Consider the following 17,632-nt stretch of genomic DNA (forward strand, 5'->3'; position numbering starts at 1 on the left):
CCCGTGCCCGCCCTCGTGCTGACCGGTGCAGCCCCGTCGGCACCGCCGGCCGGGAGGCCCGGATCACCGCGTGACGTCGACCACCGTCCGCCCGTGCACCCGTCCAGCGACGACCTCCGCGCCGACCTCGATCGCCTCGGCGAGGCCGACCGTGCGGGTCGCCGCCCGGAGCAGCGCCGGGTCGAGGTCCGTCGCGAGCCGTGCCCAGGCCCGCTGCCGCAGGTCGAGCGGCGCCGCGACCGAGTCGATGCCGAGCAGGGACACCCCGCGCAGGATGAACGGCAGCACCGTCGTCGGCAGGGAGGTGTCCTGCGCCAACCCGCACGCCGTGACCGAGCCGCCGTACTGCGTCGCCGCGAGGACGTTCGCGAGGGTCGCACCACCGACACTGTCGACCGCGCCGGCCCACACCGCGCGCTGCATCGGCTTCCCCGGCTCGGCGATCGTCGCGCGGTCGATGACGTCCGCCGCGCCGAGGGCCCGGAGCGCGTCGCCGTTCTCCGGCCGACCGGTCGACGCGGTCACCCGGTACCCGCGGGCCGCGAGCAGGGCGATCGCCACCGTGCCGACCCCGCCCGAGGCTCCGGACACCAGGACCGGCCCGTCCTCGGGGGCGACTCCGCGCTCGAGCGCCAGGACGCTGAGCATCGCGGTGAACCCGGCCGTGCCGATCGCTGCCGCCAGGTCGTCGTCGATGCCGTCGGGCAGGGAGACGAGCGCGTCCACCGGGACGACGCACTGCTCCGCCCAGCCGCCGTGCCGGGTCTCGCCCGCGCCCGCGCCGGTCAGGACCACGCGCTCGCCGACCGCCACGTCCTGCACGTTCGGTCCGACCGCGGCCACGGTGCCGACCACGTCGATGCCGGGCACGAGCGGGTCGGTCCGCACGACGCCGGGGTCGCCGGCGACGGCCAGGCCGTCCTTGTAGTTGACGCTCGACCGCGTGACGGTGACCAAGGCCTCCCGGTCGCCGGGGGCGGGCAGGTCGACGTCGGTGACGATGGGGGCGGCGGAACGGGACACGAGGACGGCGCGGGTCATGGGCGCGACGCTACCCCGGGCCTCCCGGTCGGGCGCGGGCGCAGCCGATGCAGGTGGGCCACACGCTCCAGGTCGCACGACATGCCGCTCGTCTCCGGAGCGAACGGCATGTCGTACGACCTCGGCGAACGGCCGGCGGCGTGTTGTGCGACCCGGGTGGCCGAGGACCGATCGAGGTCCCGGCGCCCGGCGTCAGCCGAACATGATGGCGGCTTCGTCGTACCGGTCCTGCGGCACGGTCTTCAGCTCGCCGAGCGCGTCCTCGAAGGAGACGTGCACGATCTCGGTGCCCTTCAAGGCGACCATCCGGCCCCAGCGCTCCTCGACGACGGCGTCGATCGCCGCCAGGCCGAGCCGGGTCGAGAGCACCCGGTCGTAGGCCGTGGGGGTGCCGCCGCGCTGGATGTGCCCCAGCGTCGTGGCGCGGGTCTCGATGCCCGTCATCTCCTCGATGAGCGGGGCGAGGCGCTCGCCGATGCCGCCCAGGCGCGGTCGGCCGAAGGCGTCGAGGCCGCGCTCGGTGTGGGCGGTGTCCTCGTGGTCGGGGACGAAGCCCTCCGCGACCACGACGAGCGGTGCACGCCCGCGGTCGTAGGCGGCCTGGACCCACTCCGCGATCTGCGCGAGGGAGGTCTTCTGCTCGGGGATGAGGATCGCGTGCGCGCCCGCCGCCATGCCCGAGTGGAGGGCGATCCAGCCGACGTGCCGGCCCATGACCTCCGCGACCATGCAGCGCGAGTGGGACTCTCCCGTGGTGCGGAGGCGGTCCATCGCCTCGGTCGCGATCGCCACCGCGGTGTCGAAGCCGAACGTGTAGTCCGTGGCGCCGAGGTCGTTGTCGACCGTCTTCGGGACGCCGACGATCTTGAGCCCGGCGTCGGTGAGGCGCTTCGCGGCGGCCAGCGTGCCCTCGCCGCCGATGGCGACGAGGGCGTCGATGCCGTGCCGCTCGAGCGTCGCGGTGATGTTCTCGACGCCGCCCTTCGGGCCCTCGAACGGGTTCGTCCGGCTCGTGCCGAGGATCGTCCCGCCCTGCTTCGCGATGCCCTGGATGTCCTTGCGCCCGAGCGGCACGATGTCACCCTCGACCACGCCCCGCCAGCCGTCCCGGAAGCCGACGAACTCGTGGCCGTGGATCGCGATGCCCTTGAGCACGATGGCCCGGATGACCGCGTTGAGACCGGGGCAGTCGCCGCCGGAGGTGAGGATGCCGATGCGCATGGAGAGGACTTCCGATGTCGGGTTCGGTGGACTCCCTCATCATGGCCGACGCGGGTCCGGGACCGCCACGCTGTGACCGAGGTTGTGGACAACCGCCGGTGGTGCCGTCCGCCACGGTCGCTGGTGTCCGTGCCGACGCTTACGATCCCTGCATGGCTTCCGTCCGATCCGCTGCGGCGTCGACCGGCGACGCCGAGCAGGATCGCGACCCGCTCGTCGACCTACGCCGCGTCGACACCGTCTACCGGCCGGGAGGCCCGGTGGACGTGATCGCGACGCTGCGGCCCCTGTCGCGCGGCTCCGGTGACCCGGCGCACCGGGTGGTCGGGTCCGACGTCTGGCTCGCGTTGCGCACCCCGGAGGGGCCGGCGTCCGTCCTCGTCCGGGCCGTCGGCGACGCCGTCGCGATCAGCGCGTGGGGTGCCGGAGCCGCGTGGGCCGTGTCGCACGGACCGGACCTCGTCGGCCGCGGTGACGACTGGTCCGAACTCGACGTGTCCGCGCATGCGTTCCTGGAACAGGCGCGACACCGCCAGCCGGGGTTACGGCTCCTCCGGACGAACACCGTCGTCGCGATGCTCGTGCCCGCGATCATGGAGCAGAAGGTGACCTCGCGGCAGGCCTGGCGTGCGTGGCGGTACCTCGTCCGACGCTTCGGCACGCCCGCACCCGGCCCGGCTCCCGAGGGCATGGTCGTCCCGCCGGACGCCGACACCTGGGCGCGCATCCCGAGTTGGGAGTGGCACAAGGCCGGCATCGAGCCCGGGCGCTCGGCGACGGTGATGCGCGTCGTGAAGGTCGCGCCCGCACTCGAACGGACGCTGGCGCTCGGCCGCGGCGGGGAGCTCGTCGCGAGTCGGCTGCAGTCGATCCCCGGCGTCGGACCGTGGACCGCTGCCGAGACGGCGCAGCGGTCGCACGGGGACCCGGACTCGCCGAGCGTCGGGGACTACCACGTGCCAGCCCTCGTCGGATGGGCACTCACCGGAGGGCCGGTCGACGACGACGGGATGCTCGAACTGCTGGAACCGTGGCGGGGGCACCGCGAACGGGTCGTGCGGCTCATCTCGGGGTCGGGGTTCCGGAAGCCGGCGTTCGGGCCGCGGATGACGATCCAGGACCACCGCGGGCACTGAACATCCGTCGCCGTTGCCGCCCGATCGAGGCTCCGCTACTCTGGTGCTCGTAAGCCCCGTGTGGACCGCTGGTTTCGACCATGTCGCCGGGGCTCTGCTTTTTTTCTGCGGGGAAGTTGGGGAAGTGTCGGACTCCTGGGTGGACGACTGGCTCGGCGCCGCGCGGTTCGCGCGGTACGTGGCAGACGCCGACGGCGACCGAAGCCGGGCCCTTCGCCTGTACGAATGGAACGTCCAGGCGGGGCAAGCGCTCATGCACGACATCGCCCACTTCGAAGTGGCACTGCGGAACGCCTACGACACGGCCATCTCGGCGCGCTGGCGAACGAACACGCACTGGCTCCTCGATGCGGAATCGCCTGCGATCGTCCCGATCTGGCGCACGAGGAACGTCAAGGGGATCAAACGGGGCTCGGACGTCAACGCCCTCAACCGGAAAGCAGTCGATGCCGCCATCGCTCGCTGTGGTTTCGGAAGCGCGACCCCCGGGAAGGTGATCGCGGAGTTGACCCTCGGGTTCTGGCGGCAGCTGACGACCAACGCGATGGAGAAGACCGTCTGGGTGCCGTACCTGCACCACGCCTTCCCGAAGGGTACGCAACGCTCTCACGTCGACCACACGATCGAGTCGGTGAACACGCTCCGCAACCGGATCGCGCATCACGAACCCATAGCGACGCGGTCGGGGAGCCCGGACCCCGCTCAGGTACACCGGGAGATGTTGAACATCCTCAATGGCATCGCTCCAGCGGTCTACAGCCACGTGTCCGAGACATCGCGTGTCCGGCATGTACTGACGCTCCGCCCATGAGTAGCTCCCGACGGCCAGCCGCGCGGGCATGGCTCGGAGGAGCAGCAGCGTCCCGCGGTCAGCTGTGCCGTGCACCCTCGCCGGCGAGCACCGCGCGGTAGCCCTCGCGGAAGGTCGGGTAGCGGAACGTGAAGCCGGTCGACCGCAGGAGCGCGTTCGACAGCCGCTTGTCGCCTCCCGCCTGCCGGTCGGACGCCGGACCCGACCCCGGTGCCGGCACCGCCAGTTCGTCGGCGAGGAACCGGAGCACGTCGTCGAGTCGGACTGGCTGGTCGTCGGTGCCCAGGTAGGTCGGCGCCGGGTCGTCGAGTGTCGCGAGGTGCACGATCGCGGCCGCGGCGTCGTCGCGGTGGATGCGGTTCGTGTGGGGAGACGCCCCCGGGCTCGGCGCGAGTCGGGCCGCGCCGGATCGCACCTGGTCGATGAGCCGCTCCCGCCCGGGCCCGTAGATCCCCGAGAGTCGGAGGAGCACCGCACGCGGCGCTCGCTCTCGGAGGAGCGCTTCGGCCTCCACGAGGACCTGCGCCGTGGGCGTCCCGCCGGTCGCCGGGGTCTCCTCGGTGACGACGCTGCCGTCCGACACGTCGTAGACCGCGGTCGAGGACACGACGACGATCCGCGGGCTCGCTCCCGACCGGTCGATGCCGTCCAGCACGTTCCGGAGGCCGTCGACGTAGGTCGCCCGGTACTCGTCCGGGTCCCGGCTGCCCGCGGCCAGGGCGACGACCACGATCGCGGTGTCGGCGTCGATCTCGGGCACGTCCTGGCGCAGGTCGGTGCTCCGGCCCTCGATCGGTGCGGGCAGGAGCTCCGCGCGACGACGGAGTCCGACGACGCGGTACCCGAGGTCGGCGAAGCGGAGGGCGGCCTCGGTGCCGAGGTCGCCGCAGCCGGCGATGACGACGGTCTGGTGGTGCAGCATGGCTCGACCCTTCCACGGAAGGTGCGCCGGTGTCCGGCGGTGCGCAGGCGAACCGGTGCGATGAGCGCCCGTCCTCAGGCGAGGTGACCGGTCGCCGCCACGTGCAGCGTCACCGACTCCGCCCCCCGGAACGCCGCCAGTTGCTCCTCCGTCGCCCCGTCGTCCGTGACGAGCACCCACGGCCGCTCGATCCGCGTCCACCAGTGGGCCGAGGCCACCCCGAGCTTCGTCGAGTCCGCCAGCACGTACAGCTCGCGCGCCCGCTCGACCATCACGCGCTTCAACGACGCCTGCTCCGGCGTCTCCTCGCCGAGCCCGAACTCCGCGGAGACCCCGTCGGCCCCGAGGAACGCGACGTCGGCCGACACATCCGCCATCACCCGCTCGGCGAAGGGCCCGACGAACCCCGAGCTGATGTGCCGCAGCCGCCCGCCCACGACGATGAGCTCGACTCCCGTGCTGTGCTCGAGTGCGTTGGTGGTCGTCAGTCCGGTCGTCACGACGGTGATGCCCTCGCGGTGGACGAGGTTCCGCGCGAGCGCCCCCACGGTGGTCCCGGCGTCGAGCACGGCGACGGCCCCGTCCTCCACGAACGTGCTCGCGAGCCGGCCGATCGCTGCCTTCTGCTCGACGGCGATCGCCTCACGCTCCCGCAGACTCCGCTCCGCCCCGCCGATGGTCTGCGCACCGCCGTACGTCCGGACGATGGTGCCGTCCCGCGTCATCGTGTCGAGGTCCCGCCGGATCGTCGACGCGGAGACCGAGAACACCGCTGCGAGCTCGTCGACGGTGACGGGCTTCTCCTGCAGCAGGCGGCTGATCTCGCGCCGACGGTCGCGGGCGTTCACGTCAGCCTTCGCGCTCCGGGGACAGGTCGGCGGCCTGACGGAGCGCTTCGAGCAGCGGTTCGTGGTCCACGATGTCCTTCCCGGCGATGTCGAACGCCGTTCCGTGGTCGACCGAGGTCCGGACGAACGGCAGGCCGACGGTGACGTTCACACCGTTCTTCAGCCCGAGCACCTTCACCGGGATGTGGCCCTGGTCATGGTACTGGGCGACGACCAGGTCGTAGTCGCCGCGACTGGCGAGCATGAAGAGGGTGTCGGCGGGCAGCGGACCGATGACGTCGAGGCCCTCGGCACGTGCTCGGTCGACGCCGGGCTGGATCTTCTGGGCCTCCTCGTCGTTGCCGAACAGGCCGTTCTCGCCACCGTGCGGGTTGATCGCGGCGACGGCGATGCGCGGACGCTCGTTGCCGGAGCGGACGAGCAGGTCGTTGCCGCGCGCGATGGTGCGGTAGACCCGGTCACCGTTGATGGCGGCGACGGCGTCGACGAGGCCCAGGTGCGTGGTGACGTGGATGACGCGCATGTTCGGCGCGGTGAGCATCATCGAGACCTCGTCGATCCCCGCGAGTTCGGCGAGCATCTCGGTGTGGCCGGGGTACTGGTGCCCGCCCATGTGCAGCGCGGCCTTGTTGAGCGGACCGGTGCAGATGGCGTCGATCGTGCCGGCCATCGCGAGCTCGACGGCCTTCTCGATGAACAGGAAGGCGCCGTGTCCGGCCTCGGCGGAGAGTTCGCCCCAGGCCAGGTCCTCGGGGATGCACGGGATGTCGAGGACGTCGATGGTGGTCGGGTCCTCGGTCACCTCGGACGGGTCACTGATCCGGTTGAGGGTCAGCGTGCTCGAGATGACGTCCATGGCGAGCTGCAGACGGCGGAGGTCGCCGATGACGAACATCGTCGCCAGCGACCGGGTCGCCTGGTCGGCCATCGCCTTGGCGATGATCTCGGGCCCGACGCCGGCGGCGTCACCCATCGTGATCGCGATGATCGGCTTCATTGTGTTCCTCACTCTTCGGTGTTCAGCTGTCGGAGGGCCCGGACCGTGCGGGCGAGGGTGCCGGCGTCGCCGAACGCACCCGCCTTCGTCACGAGGATCGGGCGGTGGTCGGGGTGGCTGCTCAGGACGACGCCGGGTTCGACGGTCCCGTGCACGCGGACGCTGTCGATGCCGAGCGCGTCGAGGACGGCCCGCGCGGTCTCCCCGCCGGTCAGGACGAGGGCGTCGAAGCGGTGCGCACTCCGCGTGACGGTCGTCGCGAGTGCCGCGGCGACGTCGAGGGCGTTCCCCTTGTCGACCGGGATGCCCAGGTCGGGCGTCAGGACGACGTCGCCGGGAGCGCTGGAGATCTGGTCCGTCGCAGCCTGCTCGCCGTCGTCGCGGTGCCGCAACTCGACGTGCTCGGCGCCGCGGCGTACGAGTTCGTCGATCTGGGACCGGGCGGGGCCGGAGTAGCTCCCGACGACGACGAGCACGCGGTCGACGGCCGGCAGCGGGGGAGCCGACATCGCGGTCGCGCCGTCGGTCGGCACCATGTGCGCGGCGAGTCCGCCGGACCCGGTCGCCAGGACCGGACCCGCGACCAGCCGGGAGGCCCGGGCGATCTGCTCGAGATCGGCGTCGGTGACCGCGTCGACGACCACCGCGTCAGCGCCGTCGGTGCGAAGACGGTCGAGGCGACCGGCGAGGACCGCGGGGCTGTCCGCCGGACCGGGGGTGAGCCTCCCGGCCTGGAGGCCCGCGGCGGCGAGCGAGGCGACGACGTCGCCGGCGTGGTCGCCGTCCGTGTTCGGGACGCCGTCCACGTGGACGACCCCGCCGACGGTCGTGCGGCCGGTGCCGGGGAAGGCGGGGGCGACGACAGCCAGGCCGCGTTCAGCGCCGGAGATCGCGGTGAGGGCTGCGGCGAGTTCGGCGCCGACGTTCCCGCGGAGGAGCGAGTCGATCTTCTTGAAGACCGGTCGGCCGAGGGCGACCGAGCGGCGGACGACCGACCCGACCAGATCCGCGGCCTCCTGCTCGGGCAGGTACCGGCTCTCGGTGTCCACGGCGAGGACGTCCGCGGCGGGCCACGGCACGTCGGGGCCGAGGACGACGGCGCTGGTGCGCGCCGATCCGTAGCCGCCGGCGGCGTCGGCGGCCCCGGTCAGGTCGTCGGCGACGATCGTCAGGGTCGCGTGCGTCCCGCTCACGTGGCGGCTCCGTTCCCCGCGCTCTCCACGGGAGCGGCGTTCGCGGGCGTCGTGTCCGTGCCGCCCTTCTTCGCCGCGATCCGCCGTGCGTACCAGGCGACGACGAGCGGGGTCCCGATCGAGGTCACCACGATGGCGGCGGACACCAGCACGGTGGCGGGACCCGCTGCCTCCTTGTAGGCCGGGTTGGCGGCGGCGACGAGCATCGGCACCGCGGCGGCGTTGCCCGCGGTGGAGGACGCGGCGAGGCCGCCGAGGCCGGTGCCACCGGTGAGGCGGTCGGCGAGGAACAGGACGCTGCCGCCGAGGAAGAGCACGACCAGGCCGAGCAGGACACCGAGCAGTCCCGCGCTGAGGACGGTCTGCAGGCTGATGCCGAAGCCGAGCGCCAGGCCGAAGAAGAAGATGAGGACCGGTGCCGCGGAGGAGAGGAACTTCCGCATCGCCGGGTCGAGCGAGCCGAGGACCATGCCGAGCACCAGGGGGATGAGTGCACCGACGAGGGCCTGCCATGGGAACGCGGACAGCCCGGCGACCCCGAGGATGAGCATCGTGAGGAAGGGGCCGGACTCGATCGTCATGATCGAGTACGCGGCGACGTCCTTGGGCTTGCCGTACTGGCCCATGAGCGCCATGTAGAGGCCGCCGTTCGTGTCGCTGAACGCGGCGACGAGGGCCAGGACGGACAGGCCGGTGAGGAAGCCGCCCTGGATGGGCAGCTCGGACATGAACTGCCCGGCGACCACACCGATGACGACGGCGAGCAGCACCTTCGAGCCGAAGAGCGCCCCGCCCTTCTTGAGGATGTACGGCGTCGCGCGCAGGTCGATGCTCGCACCCATGCAGACGTAGAAGACGGCCAGGATCGGCGTGCTCCCGGTAAGGAGGCCTCCGGTGAAGGACCCGAAGAAGTCCGCGGTGCCCGGGGCGACCGTCGCGAGGACGGCACCCACGAGGAGCGGGACGAGCATCATGCCGCCGGGGACCTTCTCGATCCCGGCCTTGATCGGAACGGACATACGCAACTCCATCGTTTCGTTCCCGGGCGCTGACGTGCTCGGTGTCTCCAGGATTGCACAGAACGCGCAACTGTTTGCGCGTTCTGTGCAGAACGCGCAACCGACCCCTGTGGAGCACGCGGTCCTGCCGGGAACGAGACGAGCCTCCCGTCCGTCGCGATGACGGCCAGGAGGCCCGGTGCACTCGGGTGGGCTGCTCAGGCCATCGGCGCGCGCACCTCGTCGACGTCGACGACCTCGTGCCGGAGGGTCTCGTCGACGACCTCGTCGTGCGTGACGGTGTGCGTGGTGAGCGTGACGCGCTCGACCGGCACGACGGTCTTGGTCACGACGAGCTGCTCCTCGTGCAGGACGACCACGATCGGTTCGCGGACGGTGTCGCCGGTGCCGGCCGGCAGGCGGGTCTCACCGGTGATCGGCTCGCGGGTCAGGCGGATCTCCTCACGGCTGACGTCGACCGTGACGGTGCGCTGCTCGGTGACGATGTACCGCTCGAGTCGGACGCGTTCCGTGGCGTGACGCTCGGTGGTGACGGCGAGGCGCTCCTCGCTGCGGACCACCTCGACGTGGTCGTCGGCGTCGGACACGTGCTGCTGGTCTCGGTTCATGCTCTGCTCCGTTGGGCCGTGCGGTGCTCCGTTGAGGGAACGGGAGGGGCGGGTACGCCTGTCGGCCCCGCTCGTCATGATCGGGGCCGACAGGTGTGAGCGGGCTCAGTCCCGGCGACGGAGGGGTCGCCGCCGGTGGTGCTCAGGAGCGGAGGTCGCGGTCGGTGGACCCGGTGGCGCTGCGGACCTCGCTGTCGTCGAGTTCGATCTCCTCGTGGGCGACCTCCTCGTCGACGGTCTGCTGCTCGGTGACGGTCTCCGTGCCGAGGCGGACGCGTTCGACGGGGACGGTCTCCTTGGCGGTCACGACGCGCTCCTCGGAGAGGACGACCTCGTGCTCCTCCTCGCTGAGCTCCGGGCCGGCGAGGGCGTCGGCGGCGTTCGCGTCGGTGATCGGCTCGCGGGAGAGGGTGACCTCCTCGTGGCTGACCGGGACGGTCTTGGTGACCTGCTCGGTGACGACGTGCTTGCGCAGACGAGCACGGCCGGTCCGGACCTGCTCGGTGCCGACGTGCAGACGCTCCTCGGAGCGGGTCATGGCGTCGTCGGTCGTCGGGCCGGAGGTGTCGTGGCCCTGGGTGCCGTGGGTGTTCACACCACGGTCGGCGTCCTGGTCGTACAGGGGCTGCTCGTCCGCCACGGAGGTGTCGGTCATGCCGTAGTACGAGTAGAGCGCCTGCTCCTCCTCGTCGCTGAGGGCACCATCCGCCTCGACGCGCGGTGCGTCCTTGACGAACGCCTTCTCGTACGCGACGCGGACGATGCCGGCGTCGAAGTTGGCGTCGGTCAGCGGGGCGAAGGTCTCGGACGAGCCGAAGAGCCCCGTGCGGATCGTCACCCAGGTCGGCGCCTGCGTGTCGTTGTCGACGTAGACCTGTCCGACCGTGCCGATCTTGGCCTCGCCGCTGCCGTAGACGTCGGCGCCGATGAGGTCGTTGATGCTGTTGCTGTCGATCATGGTGGTGCTCCTGTTCCCCGGCGTGGTCACCGGATCCGATGAGGAGTGCGTCCGAGATGGAGGTGCGGGATCACCTCGGCGGACTTACGGCGTAAGCCCGCGTCGGAGCTTACGACGTAAGCGCGCGTACGGTCTCAGGTACGGCAGCGACGCACCCCGAGGACGCAGTCGGGGCCGGAAGCCACCCACAGCGAGGGAGATCCGCCATGGCGGCACGCGACAGGACGACCGCACCCGGGCTGAGCCGGGACCTCATCGTCGCGACCGCGCTCGGGCAGATCGACCGGTCGGGCACGCAGGGGCTGTCGATGCGCTCCCTCGCGCAGGAGCTCGGCGTCGAGGCCATGTCCCTCTACCGGTACGTGCACGGGAAGGAGGACCTGCTCGAGGGCATCGTCGCCTCACTGATGAGCGACCTCGTCTCCCACCTCGAGGAGGCCGAGGGCACGCACTGGCAGGCGTTCCTCCAGACGGTCGCGCACGCGGTCCGCCGGATCGCGACGGACCACCCCAAGGCGTTCCCCCTCGTCGCCACCCGCCATCCCGCGGCACCCTGGCTGCGTCCGCCGCTCCGGAGCATCGAGGTCGTCGACACGTTCCTCCGGGCCCTCACCGGGAACGGGTTCTCCGACGCGCAGGCCGTCAACGCCTACCGCGCGTTCAGCAGCTTCCTGCTCGGCCAGCTCCTCCTGCAGTCCGTGGTCAGGGGAGCCGAGGCAGGACCCGCCGAGGAGCCGCTCGACGAGGGCGGCGCCGCCGTCCCGGAGGGCGACGGGAACCTGTCCCTCGACATCGCCCCGGAGGTGCAGCGGCTGCGTGCCCTGCTCAGCGAGGACCGCAGCGACGAGGAGTTCGAGGTCTCGCTCGAAGCGCTCCTCGACCGCCTGGACCGCGAGCTCTCGCAGTAGCGATAACGATTCTCATTTGCCTGTAAGGTTCCGGGAGCAGCGCGCCGCGCTGCGCTCCCGTCTCCCACCTGACCAGGACCCCCATGCAGACCCGTCTCGTCATCGGTGCGCTCGCGCTCGCCGTGCTCGTCCCCGGCGCGCTCCTCGCGCGCCCCGCACCACCAGCCGCGGACACGCGGACCCTCTCCGACTCCGTCCCGACCTGGGTCGCCCACGCCGAGCGTGGTGCCCCGGTGACCACCGACACCCTGGACTTCTCCGTCCTCCTCGATCCCGCGCGCACCGACGCCGCGCCGGACGTGGCCGCGTGGCTGCGCGGGGCGGGCCTCCAGGTCGACGACCTGCGCGAGTCGGTCGCGGTCCTGCCGGTCTCCGGTCCGGCCGACCGCGTCGGCGACGCGTTCGGGACGTCCTTCGCCTCCTGGACCACCGCCGGTGCGACCGCGGTCGCACCGGACCGTGCCCTCTCGGTGCCGCGTGCGCTCGACGCCGTCGTCGGCGTGGCCGGTGTCGTCGACGCCGACGGGATCCGACCGACCGTCGCCGGTCCGACCGACGATCCGACTCCCGGTCCGGGCGAGACGGACGCCCGGCCTCCGGTCCTGGCGGACGACGGCCAGTGCGCCGCCTACTGGGGTGAGCGGGTGACCGATGCGTGGCCCGCCTCGGTGGACGTCACCCACCGCTCGAACGCCCTGTGCGGGTACCAGCCGCAGCAGCTCCGCGAGATCCACCACGTCCCGGCGGAGTACACCGGCGAGGGTGCACGGATCGCGATCGTCGCCGCGTACGACGACCCGGACGTGGAAGCGAACACGAACACGTACTTCCGCGCGGCCGGCGCCCAGCCGTTCCGCAGCGGGCAGTACCAGCACCACGCACCGGCCTCGCCCGACGTGGACCGGTGCGGCGGCCCGCAGAGCTGGACCGAGGAGCAGCACCTGGACGTGCAGGCGGTCCACGCGATGGCGCCCGATGCCTCCGTCGCCTACTGGGGTGCCGACGACTGCAGCACCACAGCGCTCTTCACACGGATCCTCGACGTCGTCGAGGACGACCAGGCCGACGTCATCAGCCTGTCCTTCGGGTCGACCGAGGACCTCGACAGTGCTGACGACCGCGAGCTCCTGAACCGGGTGCTCGTCGAGGCGGCGTCGCGGGGCATCTCCGTCTTCGCGTCCTCGGGCAACGACGGCGACCACAGCGACTTCGGCGACCACGACGAAGGTGCCGACGTGACGTCCCCGGCCTCGAGCCCGTACATCACCGCCGTCGGCGCGACGAGCACCGGTCTGGCCGCCGACGGGTCCGTCGCGGTCGAGGCCGGGTGGGAGACCGAGACCCGGTTCGCCCGCAACGGTGCCCTGATCCCGCCCGGCTTCGCGTACGGCGCCGGCGGTGGGGAGTCCGACGTGTACGACCGTCCGACGTGGCAGCGTCAGCTGCTCGACGAGCCGGGGACGGGGCGCCTCGTCCCGGACGTCGCCTCGATCGGCGACCCGAACACCGGGTTCGTCGTCCACGGCCCGCACAACGGCCGCGTCGAGTACGCCACACACGGCGGGACGAGCCTCGCGACGCCGATGGTCGCCTCGATGGTCGCGCTCGCGAAGGCCGCGACCGGAGTCGAGGTCGGGCTCGCCACCCCGGCGCTGTACGACCTGCTCGGCACCGACGCGATCCGTGACGTCACGCCCGCGTCGGCGGCCACCTGGTCACCGAAGGGCCCCGACGCCGGAGCCCTCTGGCCGGAGACCGTCTTCGTCTGGGACACGAAGCCGCAGAGCCTGCAGTCCGCCCCCGGCTGGGACGACGTGACCGGCGTTGGTGTGCCCGACGGACGCGCCTTCATCGAGGGCTTCGGCAAGGAGGACGACCGATGACCGCACGCACCAGCACCCGCAGCAGGACCAGCACGAGGGCCGCCGTCGCGCTCGCCGCGACGATGCTCCTCGGGCTCGGGATCGCCACCCCGGCGCTCGCCGCCCCGGCGCTCGCCGCCGACGGGGCACCGCTCGCGAAGGCGTCCGGTGTCGAGGTCGTCGACATCGACGGCGGCACGCTCACCCGTCCGACGCCCGCCGTCGAGTGGCGTTCCGGCGAAGCCGTGGAGGCCCGTGCCGACGGGACGACGGACGTCCTGAAGCTCAACACGACCCAGACGACCGGGCTGCGGACGACGGCAGGACCGGACGGCGCCGTGTCGACGATCGAGTCGGGGACGTTCACGCTCCGTGACCGCCCGGCGGTGACCTTCCGGGACCTCCGGGTCGCCTGCACCCCGGGTGCCGATCCGGTCGTCACCCTCGGCAGCCTGTCGATCGGTGGCACCGACGTCACCGCGGAGGCGACCGCCCGACCCGGGTGGAGCACCGACCTGCCCGACTCCCGCTACGGGCCGACCCGGGTCCTGGTCGGCACCACGACGACCAGCGCGGACGGGACGGCGACGACGGTCGGGCTGCGGATCGACGGGGACTCGGGCGCCTCCGAGATCTCCCGCGTCCGGGCGGGCTCCGTCTCCTGCGCACCGGCGAGCACCTGGCCGACGCCCGCACCGACGCCGGCGCCGACCCCGACGCCGACACCCACACCCACGCCGACAGCCACGCCGGAGCCGACCGCACCGCCGACTGCCGACCCGGACGACGCAGCACACGCCCGCTCGGTCTCCGGCATCACCGTGACCGCGCCCGACGGCTCCGTCCTCATCGACGGCCAGCCGGCGCTGACCGGGACCGGGACCCGCAGCGTGGACCGGGTCACAGCGGCTGACGGCTCCGCCTCGACGGGTCGTGGCGTCACCGTCACGACGACGGCCGACGGCGCCTCCGACATCGGGATCGACTCGTTCGAACAGGTCCCCGACGCCGCGACCGACCCCGTCGCCGCGTACCGCTGGCCGGCGCTCCGCGTCTACGGCCTGCACGCCCACGTCACGCCCGAGGGGACGATGACGGTCGGGTTCGACGACGAGTCGAGCGCGGTCTTCGTCAACGGCGTCTGGATCAACACCGCCACCGACCTGTACACCGGCGTCGACGCCGACGGGGAGGAGCGGGTGCGGGTCGCCTTCGGCGAGCGCACCGTGCACGAGGACGGCAGCACGACCCTCACCGCCCTGCGCTACACGGACCTCACCGGCACCCACCCGGAGGTCGCACTCGGGATCGTCACCCTCCCGGCACCCGCCGCGAGTCCCGCTCCCGACGCGCGGGTCACCGAGGCGTGGGGCGTCGGTGTCACGGCCGCGGACGGCAGCACCCTGGTCAGCCCGCAGCCGCGGGTGACCGCAGCCGGCGACCGACGGTCAGCCGAGCGGATCGGAGCCCCGGACGGCTACCCCGCCCGGGCCACGGACGTGACGGCGGCGATCGGGGCGGGGGGCGACACCGCCACCCTCTCGGTCGGACACTACGAACAGGTCCCGGGTGAGGGCGACGACCCCGTCGCCGAGTACCGGTGGCCCGCCCTCAAGGTGAACGGGCTGCACGCCGAGGTCACGGCGGACGGCACGATGGACGTCACGTTCGACGACGAGGCGAACGCCGTGTTCGTCAACGGCGTCTGGATCAACACCGCCACCGATCTGTACACCGGCCTCGACGGGGACGGGGACGAGCGGGTCCGCGTGCACGTCGGGGAGCGGGTCGAGAACGCCGACGGCACCGTCACGCTCACCGCCCTGCACTACGAGGACCTGACCGGCACGTACCCGGAGGTCCGACTCGGCCAGGTCACCATCGCCCCGACGGCCGGAGGTGACCCCGGCGACGGCGACGGCGACGGCGACGGGGCGCCCGCACCGGCTCCCGGCACCGACGACCCGGCACCCGGTCGCTGGTACGCCTACGGGCTCCGGAGCACGGGAGCCAGTGACGTCGGCGCGCAACCCCTCGCGGCACCGGCTGCCTCCGGTGGTCCGGTCACGGCCCGCGCGGACGTGGTGGGCGACGGTGGTGCCGGGCAGCTCCGGGTGACCGGGGCCTCCGTCCGGTCCGCGCAGGACCGCGGTGCGGTGCGACTCGACCGGGTCGTGCTCTTCCCCGGCACGCGCCTTGCGGGTGAGCTGCGCGACGTGCAGGTCACGGTCAGCGGGACCGCCACCACGGTGACCACCGGCGGCGGTCGGATCGCCGGCACGACGATCCCGGCCGGTCCGGTCGCAGCGGACACCCGGATCGCGGTGCCGGGAGGCGCGGGCACGCTCGTCCTCAACGAGCAGCGCACCACGGGTGCCGACCGGTCCGTCACGGCCGTCCACTTCACGGACCGTTCCGGACTCGGTGCCGACGTCTCGGCAGCCGTCGTCACCACCGAGCGGGTCGATCCGCCGGTCGACGGCGGGGCTCCGGGAGGCGGGGACGCCGGTCAGGACGACGGCGCGCCCGGGCAGGGCGGCGGCAACGAGGCAGCGCCCGGCGCGCTCTCGCCCGACGGGTCCAGCCCGGCCGGGACCAGCGGGACCAGCGGGACCAGCGGGACCGGCGGGCAGGCCCTGGCCTTCACGGGTGCGTCCGTCCGGTCGGCGCTGATTGCAGCGGCGCTCCTGCTCACGGCGGGAGTGGCCACGATCGCGCTCCGCCGCCGTCGTCACTCCTCGTGACCAGCAGCGGGAGGCCACTCGTCGGCCTCCCGCTGTGCGGCGACGCGTGACACGGTGAGGTCCGGGCTGCTGCAGTGCGTCTCCGCGACGCCTGCAGCAGCCCGACCGCGTCCCCGCGACTCCTGGGGTGGCCCCGACCGCGTCGGTCAGCGCCGTCAGCGGGCGGCGCCCACGAGTCGACACCCGGCGGAGCGGTTCAGCCGTCGGATCTCGCGTCGTCGCGCTCGCCGGCCCGGCGGATCGCGTCCGCGAAGCGGGAGGCGAACCGGGTGACCACGGCGGCCTCGTCGTCGGAGAGCTCGTCGATGACGGTGATCAACGGCGTGTGGATGTGCCCGTACGCCCGGGTGAGGTCGGCGGTCGCGCTCTCGGTCGGCACCAGCACGACACTGCGACGGTCGCGCGGGTTCGGTCGTCGCTCGACCCGGTCAGCGCCGCTCAACCGGTCCACCAGCTTCGTGACGCCGGCCGTGGTCAGGCGGAGTTTCGCCGCCAGTTCCGTAGGGCTGAGGAATCGCTCCGTGCGCCCGGCCTCCACCAGGTGCAGCAGGGCCACCGCGTCGACGGGACGCATCTGCAACGCCCGCAGGGCCTGCTCGTCGGCGTCGTGCACGCTGTCACTCAGTGCCTGCAGGGCTTCGATGGCGGCCGCTCCCGCCGTGCTGCGGGGCTCCTCTGCTCCGGAACGGTGGGCGTTGCGTGCGTTGTCCTCGTTCGGCATCAGATCGGACCTCGTCCTTCGGCTCTCGATGATGCTGCTCCTCCTCAGCGGCGGAAGCAAGCAGAGTGCGTATTCTGCGAAGTACGAAACTGGGTGAGTAATCAGCGCGGTTGGAGGAGTGTCGAGATCACGCGGCCACCGGACGCCCGGTGGCACTGAACACGAAGGAGACACCATGTCGAACACGACAGGGAACACCGCGCGCCACGACAACGTCGTGCGCCGCACCTGGAACGAGACCAAGTCCGCCCTGAAGACCACGGAGTTCTACGCGTGGATCGTCGTCTCGCTCGCGATCCTCATCGCGTCCGCCGTCGTCGACAACGCGGACGAGGGCCACACCGGCTTCGGCGCCGACCAGGCCTGGCTCTACGTCGCGCTCGTGACGATGGCATACATCCTCAGCCGTGGCATCGCGAAGGCCGGCGTCCGCAAGCCGGAGCACGACGACGACGACCGCCGCGACGGCAACGGCCGCTCGAACTAGTCGAGCGACACCGCGCCCCGGCTCCGGCCGGGTGCGCGCACCAGCACGTCACACGTGCAACTCCGGAGATGGTGGACCGGATCGAAACAGGCCGTCCCGCATCCCAGCGGGACGGCCTGTTCCGTCCGTGCGACCGCACGGTCGCCGCTCCGCCCT

General features: G+C 72.5%; 16 protein-coding genes. 6 read left to right on the forward strand and 10 right to left on the reverse strand.

The window, feature by feature from the left end:
• Nucleotides 1–63 precede the first annotated feature (63 nt).
• Together DEJ16_RS06515 and DEJ16_RS06520 are read right to left on the reverse strand one after the other, a co-directional pair.
• Nucleotides 64–1,041 (reverse strand): MDR family oxidoreductase, encoded by a 978-nt coding sequence (locus tag DEJ16_RS06515; RefSeq protein WP_110825708.1) that lies wholly within the window; start codon nucleotides 1,039–1,041, stop codon nucleotides 64–66.
• A gap of 192 nt (nucleotides 1,042–1,233) precedes the next feature.
• Nucleotides 1,234–2,262, reverse strand: a complete 1,029-nt coding sequence (locus DEJ16_RS06520; RefSeq protein WP_110825707.1) for a 6-phosphofructokinase — start codon at nucleotides 2,260–2,262, stop codon at nucleotides 1,234–1,236.
• A gap of 152 nt (nucleotides 2,263–2,414) precedes the next feature.
• Between DEJ16_RS06520 and DEJ16_RS06525 the strand changes: the two genes are divergently transcribed.
• The gene (locus DEJ16_RS06525) at nucleotides 2,415–3,398 is read left to right on the forward strand and encodes a DNA-3-methyladenine glycosylase (protein WP_181419489.1); all 984 of its coding nucleotides are present in this window, start codon (nucleotides 2,415–2,417) and stop codon (nucleotides 3,396–3,398) included.
• A gap of 139 nt (nucleotides 3,399–3,537) precedes the next feature.
• Entirely contained in the window at nucleotides 3,538–4,209 is a 672-nt protein-coding gene (locus tag DEJ16_RS06530) for a hypothetical protein (RefSeq protein WP_258365847.1), read from the forward strand.
• A 58-nt stretch (nucleotides 4,210–4,267) separates the two neighbouring features.
• Here the strand turns inward: DEJ16_RS06530 and DEJ16_RS06535 are convergent, their stop codons facing one another.
• The 7 genes from DEJ16_RS06535 to DEJ16_RS06570 form a co-directional block, all read right to left on the reverse strand.
• Entirely contained in the window at nucleotides 4,268–5,131 is an 864-nt protein-coding gene (locus tag DEJ16_RS06535) for an NAD-dependent epimerase/dehydratase family protein (RefSeq protein WP_110825706.1), read from the reverse strand.
• 74 nt (nucleotides 5,132–5,205) lie between these two features.
• Nucleotides 5,206–5,979 carry a DeoR/GlpR family DNA-binding transcription regulator gene (locus tag DEJ16_RS06540; RefSeq protein ID WP_110825705.1) on the reverse strand — a complete coding sequence of 258 codons (774 nt, stop codon included), beginning with the start codon at nucleotides 5,977–5,979 and terminating at the stop codon, nucleotides 5,206–5,208.
• A gap of 1 nt (nucleotide 5,980) precedes the next feature.
• Nucleotides 5,981–6,976 carry a 4-hydroxythreonine-4-phosphate dehydrogenase PdxA gene (gene pdxA, locus DEJ16_RS06545; RefSeq protein WP_110825704.1) on the reverse strand — a complete coding sequence of 332 codons (996 nt, stop codon included), beginning with the start codon at nucleotides 6,974–6,976 and terminating at the stop codon, nucleotides 5,981–5,983.
• Nucleotides 6,977–6,984: 8 nt separating this feature from the next.
• A complete protein-coding gene (locus tag DEJ16_RS15720; RefSeq protein ID WP_181419490.1) occupies nucleotides 6,985–8,169 on the reverse strand; it encodes a four-carbon acid sugar kinase family protein in 1,185 nt (394 codons plus the stop codon).
• Nucleotides 8,166–9,188 carry a 2-keto-3-deoxygluconate permease gene (locus DEJ16_RS06560; protein WP_110825703.1) on the reverse strand — a complete coding sequence of 341 codons (1,023 nt, stop codon included), beginning with the start codon at nucleotides 9,186–9,188 and terminating at the stop codon, nucleotides 8,166–8,168. Before DEJ16_RS06560 ends, DEJ16_RS15720 begins: the two co-directional genes overlap by 4 nt.
• Nucleotides 9,189–9,385: 197 nt before the next feature.
• A complete protein-coding gene (locus DEJ16_RS06565) occupies nucleotides 9,386–9,796 on the reverse strand; it encodes a YsnF/AvaK domain-containing protein (protein ID WP_181419491.1) in 411 nt (136 codons plus the stop codon).
• 142 nt (nucleotides 9,797–9,938) lie between these two features.
• A complete protein-coding gene (locus DEJ16_RS06570; protein WP_110825701.1) occupies nucleotides 9,939–10,754 on the reverse strand; it encodes a DUF2382 domain-containing protein in 816 nt (271 codons plus the stop codon).
• A gap of 206 nt (nucleotides 10,755–10,960) precedes the next feature.
• Here DEJ16_RS06570 and DEJ16_RS06575 point away from each other — a divergent pair, with 206 nt between their 5' ends.
• The 3 genes from DEJ16_RS06575 (at nucleotide 10,961) to DEJ16_RS15725 (ending at nucleotide 16,268) form a co-directional block, all read left to right on the forward strand.
• On the forward strand, nucleotides 10,961–11,662 hold the full coding sequence (locus DEJ16_RS06575) for a TetR/AcrR family transcriptional regulator C-terminal domain-containing protein (protein WP_110825700.1): 702 nt from the start codon (nucleotides 10,961–10,963) through the stop codon (nucleotides 11,660–11,662).
• A gap of 83 nt (nucleotides 11,663–11,745) precedes the next feature.
• Entirely contained in the window at nucleotides 11,746–13,545 is a 1,800-nt protein-coding gene (locus DEJ16_RS06580) for a S8 family serine peptidase (RefSeq protein WP_110825699.1), read from the forward strand.
• On the forward strand, nucleotides 13,542–16,268 hold the full coding sequence (locus DEJ16_RS15725) for a hypothetical protein (RefSeq protein WP_181419492.1): 2,727 nt from the start codon (nucleotides 13,542–13,544) through the stop codon (nucleotides 16,266–16,268). Before DEJ16_RS06580 ends, DEJ16_RS15725 begins: the two co-directional genes overlap by 4 nt.
• Nucleotides 16,269–16,464: 196 nt before the next feature.
• Here DEJ16_RS15725 and DEJ16_RS06600 read toward each other — a convergent pair whose 3' ends face one another.
• Entirely contained in the window at nucleotides 16,465–16,989 is a 525-nt protein-coding gene (locus DEJ16_RS06600; RefSeq protein ID WP_181419493.1) for a MarR family winged helix-turn-helix transcriptional regulator, read from the reverse strand.
• A 175-nt stretch (nucleotides 16,990–17,164) separates the two neighbouring features.
• Between DEJ16_RS06600 and DEJ16_RS06605 the strand changes: the two genes are divergently transcribed.
• Nucleotides 17,165–17,476, forward strand: a complete 312-nt coding sequence (locus DEJ16_RS06605) for a hypothetical protein (RefSeq protein WP_110858041.1) — start codon at nucleotides 17,165–17,167, stop codon at nucleotides 17,474–17,476.
• Nucleotides 17,477–17,632 lie beyond the last annotated feature (156 nt).

Source organism: Curtobacterium sp. MCJR17_055 (assembly GCF_003224335.1).
Lineage (GTDB): Bacteria > Actinomycetota > Actinomycetes > Actinomycetales > Microbacteriaceae > Curtobacterium.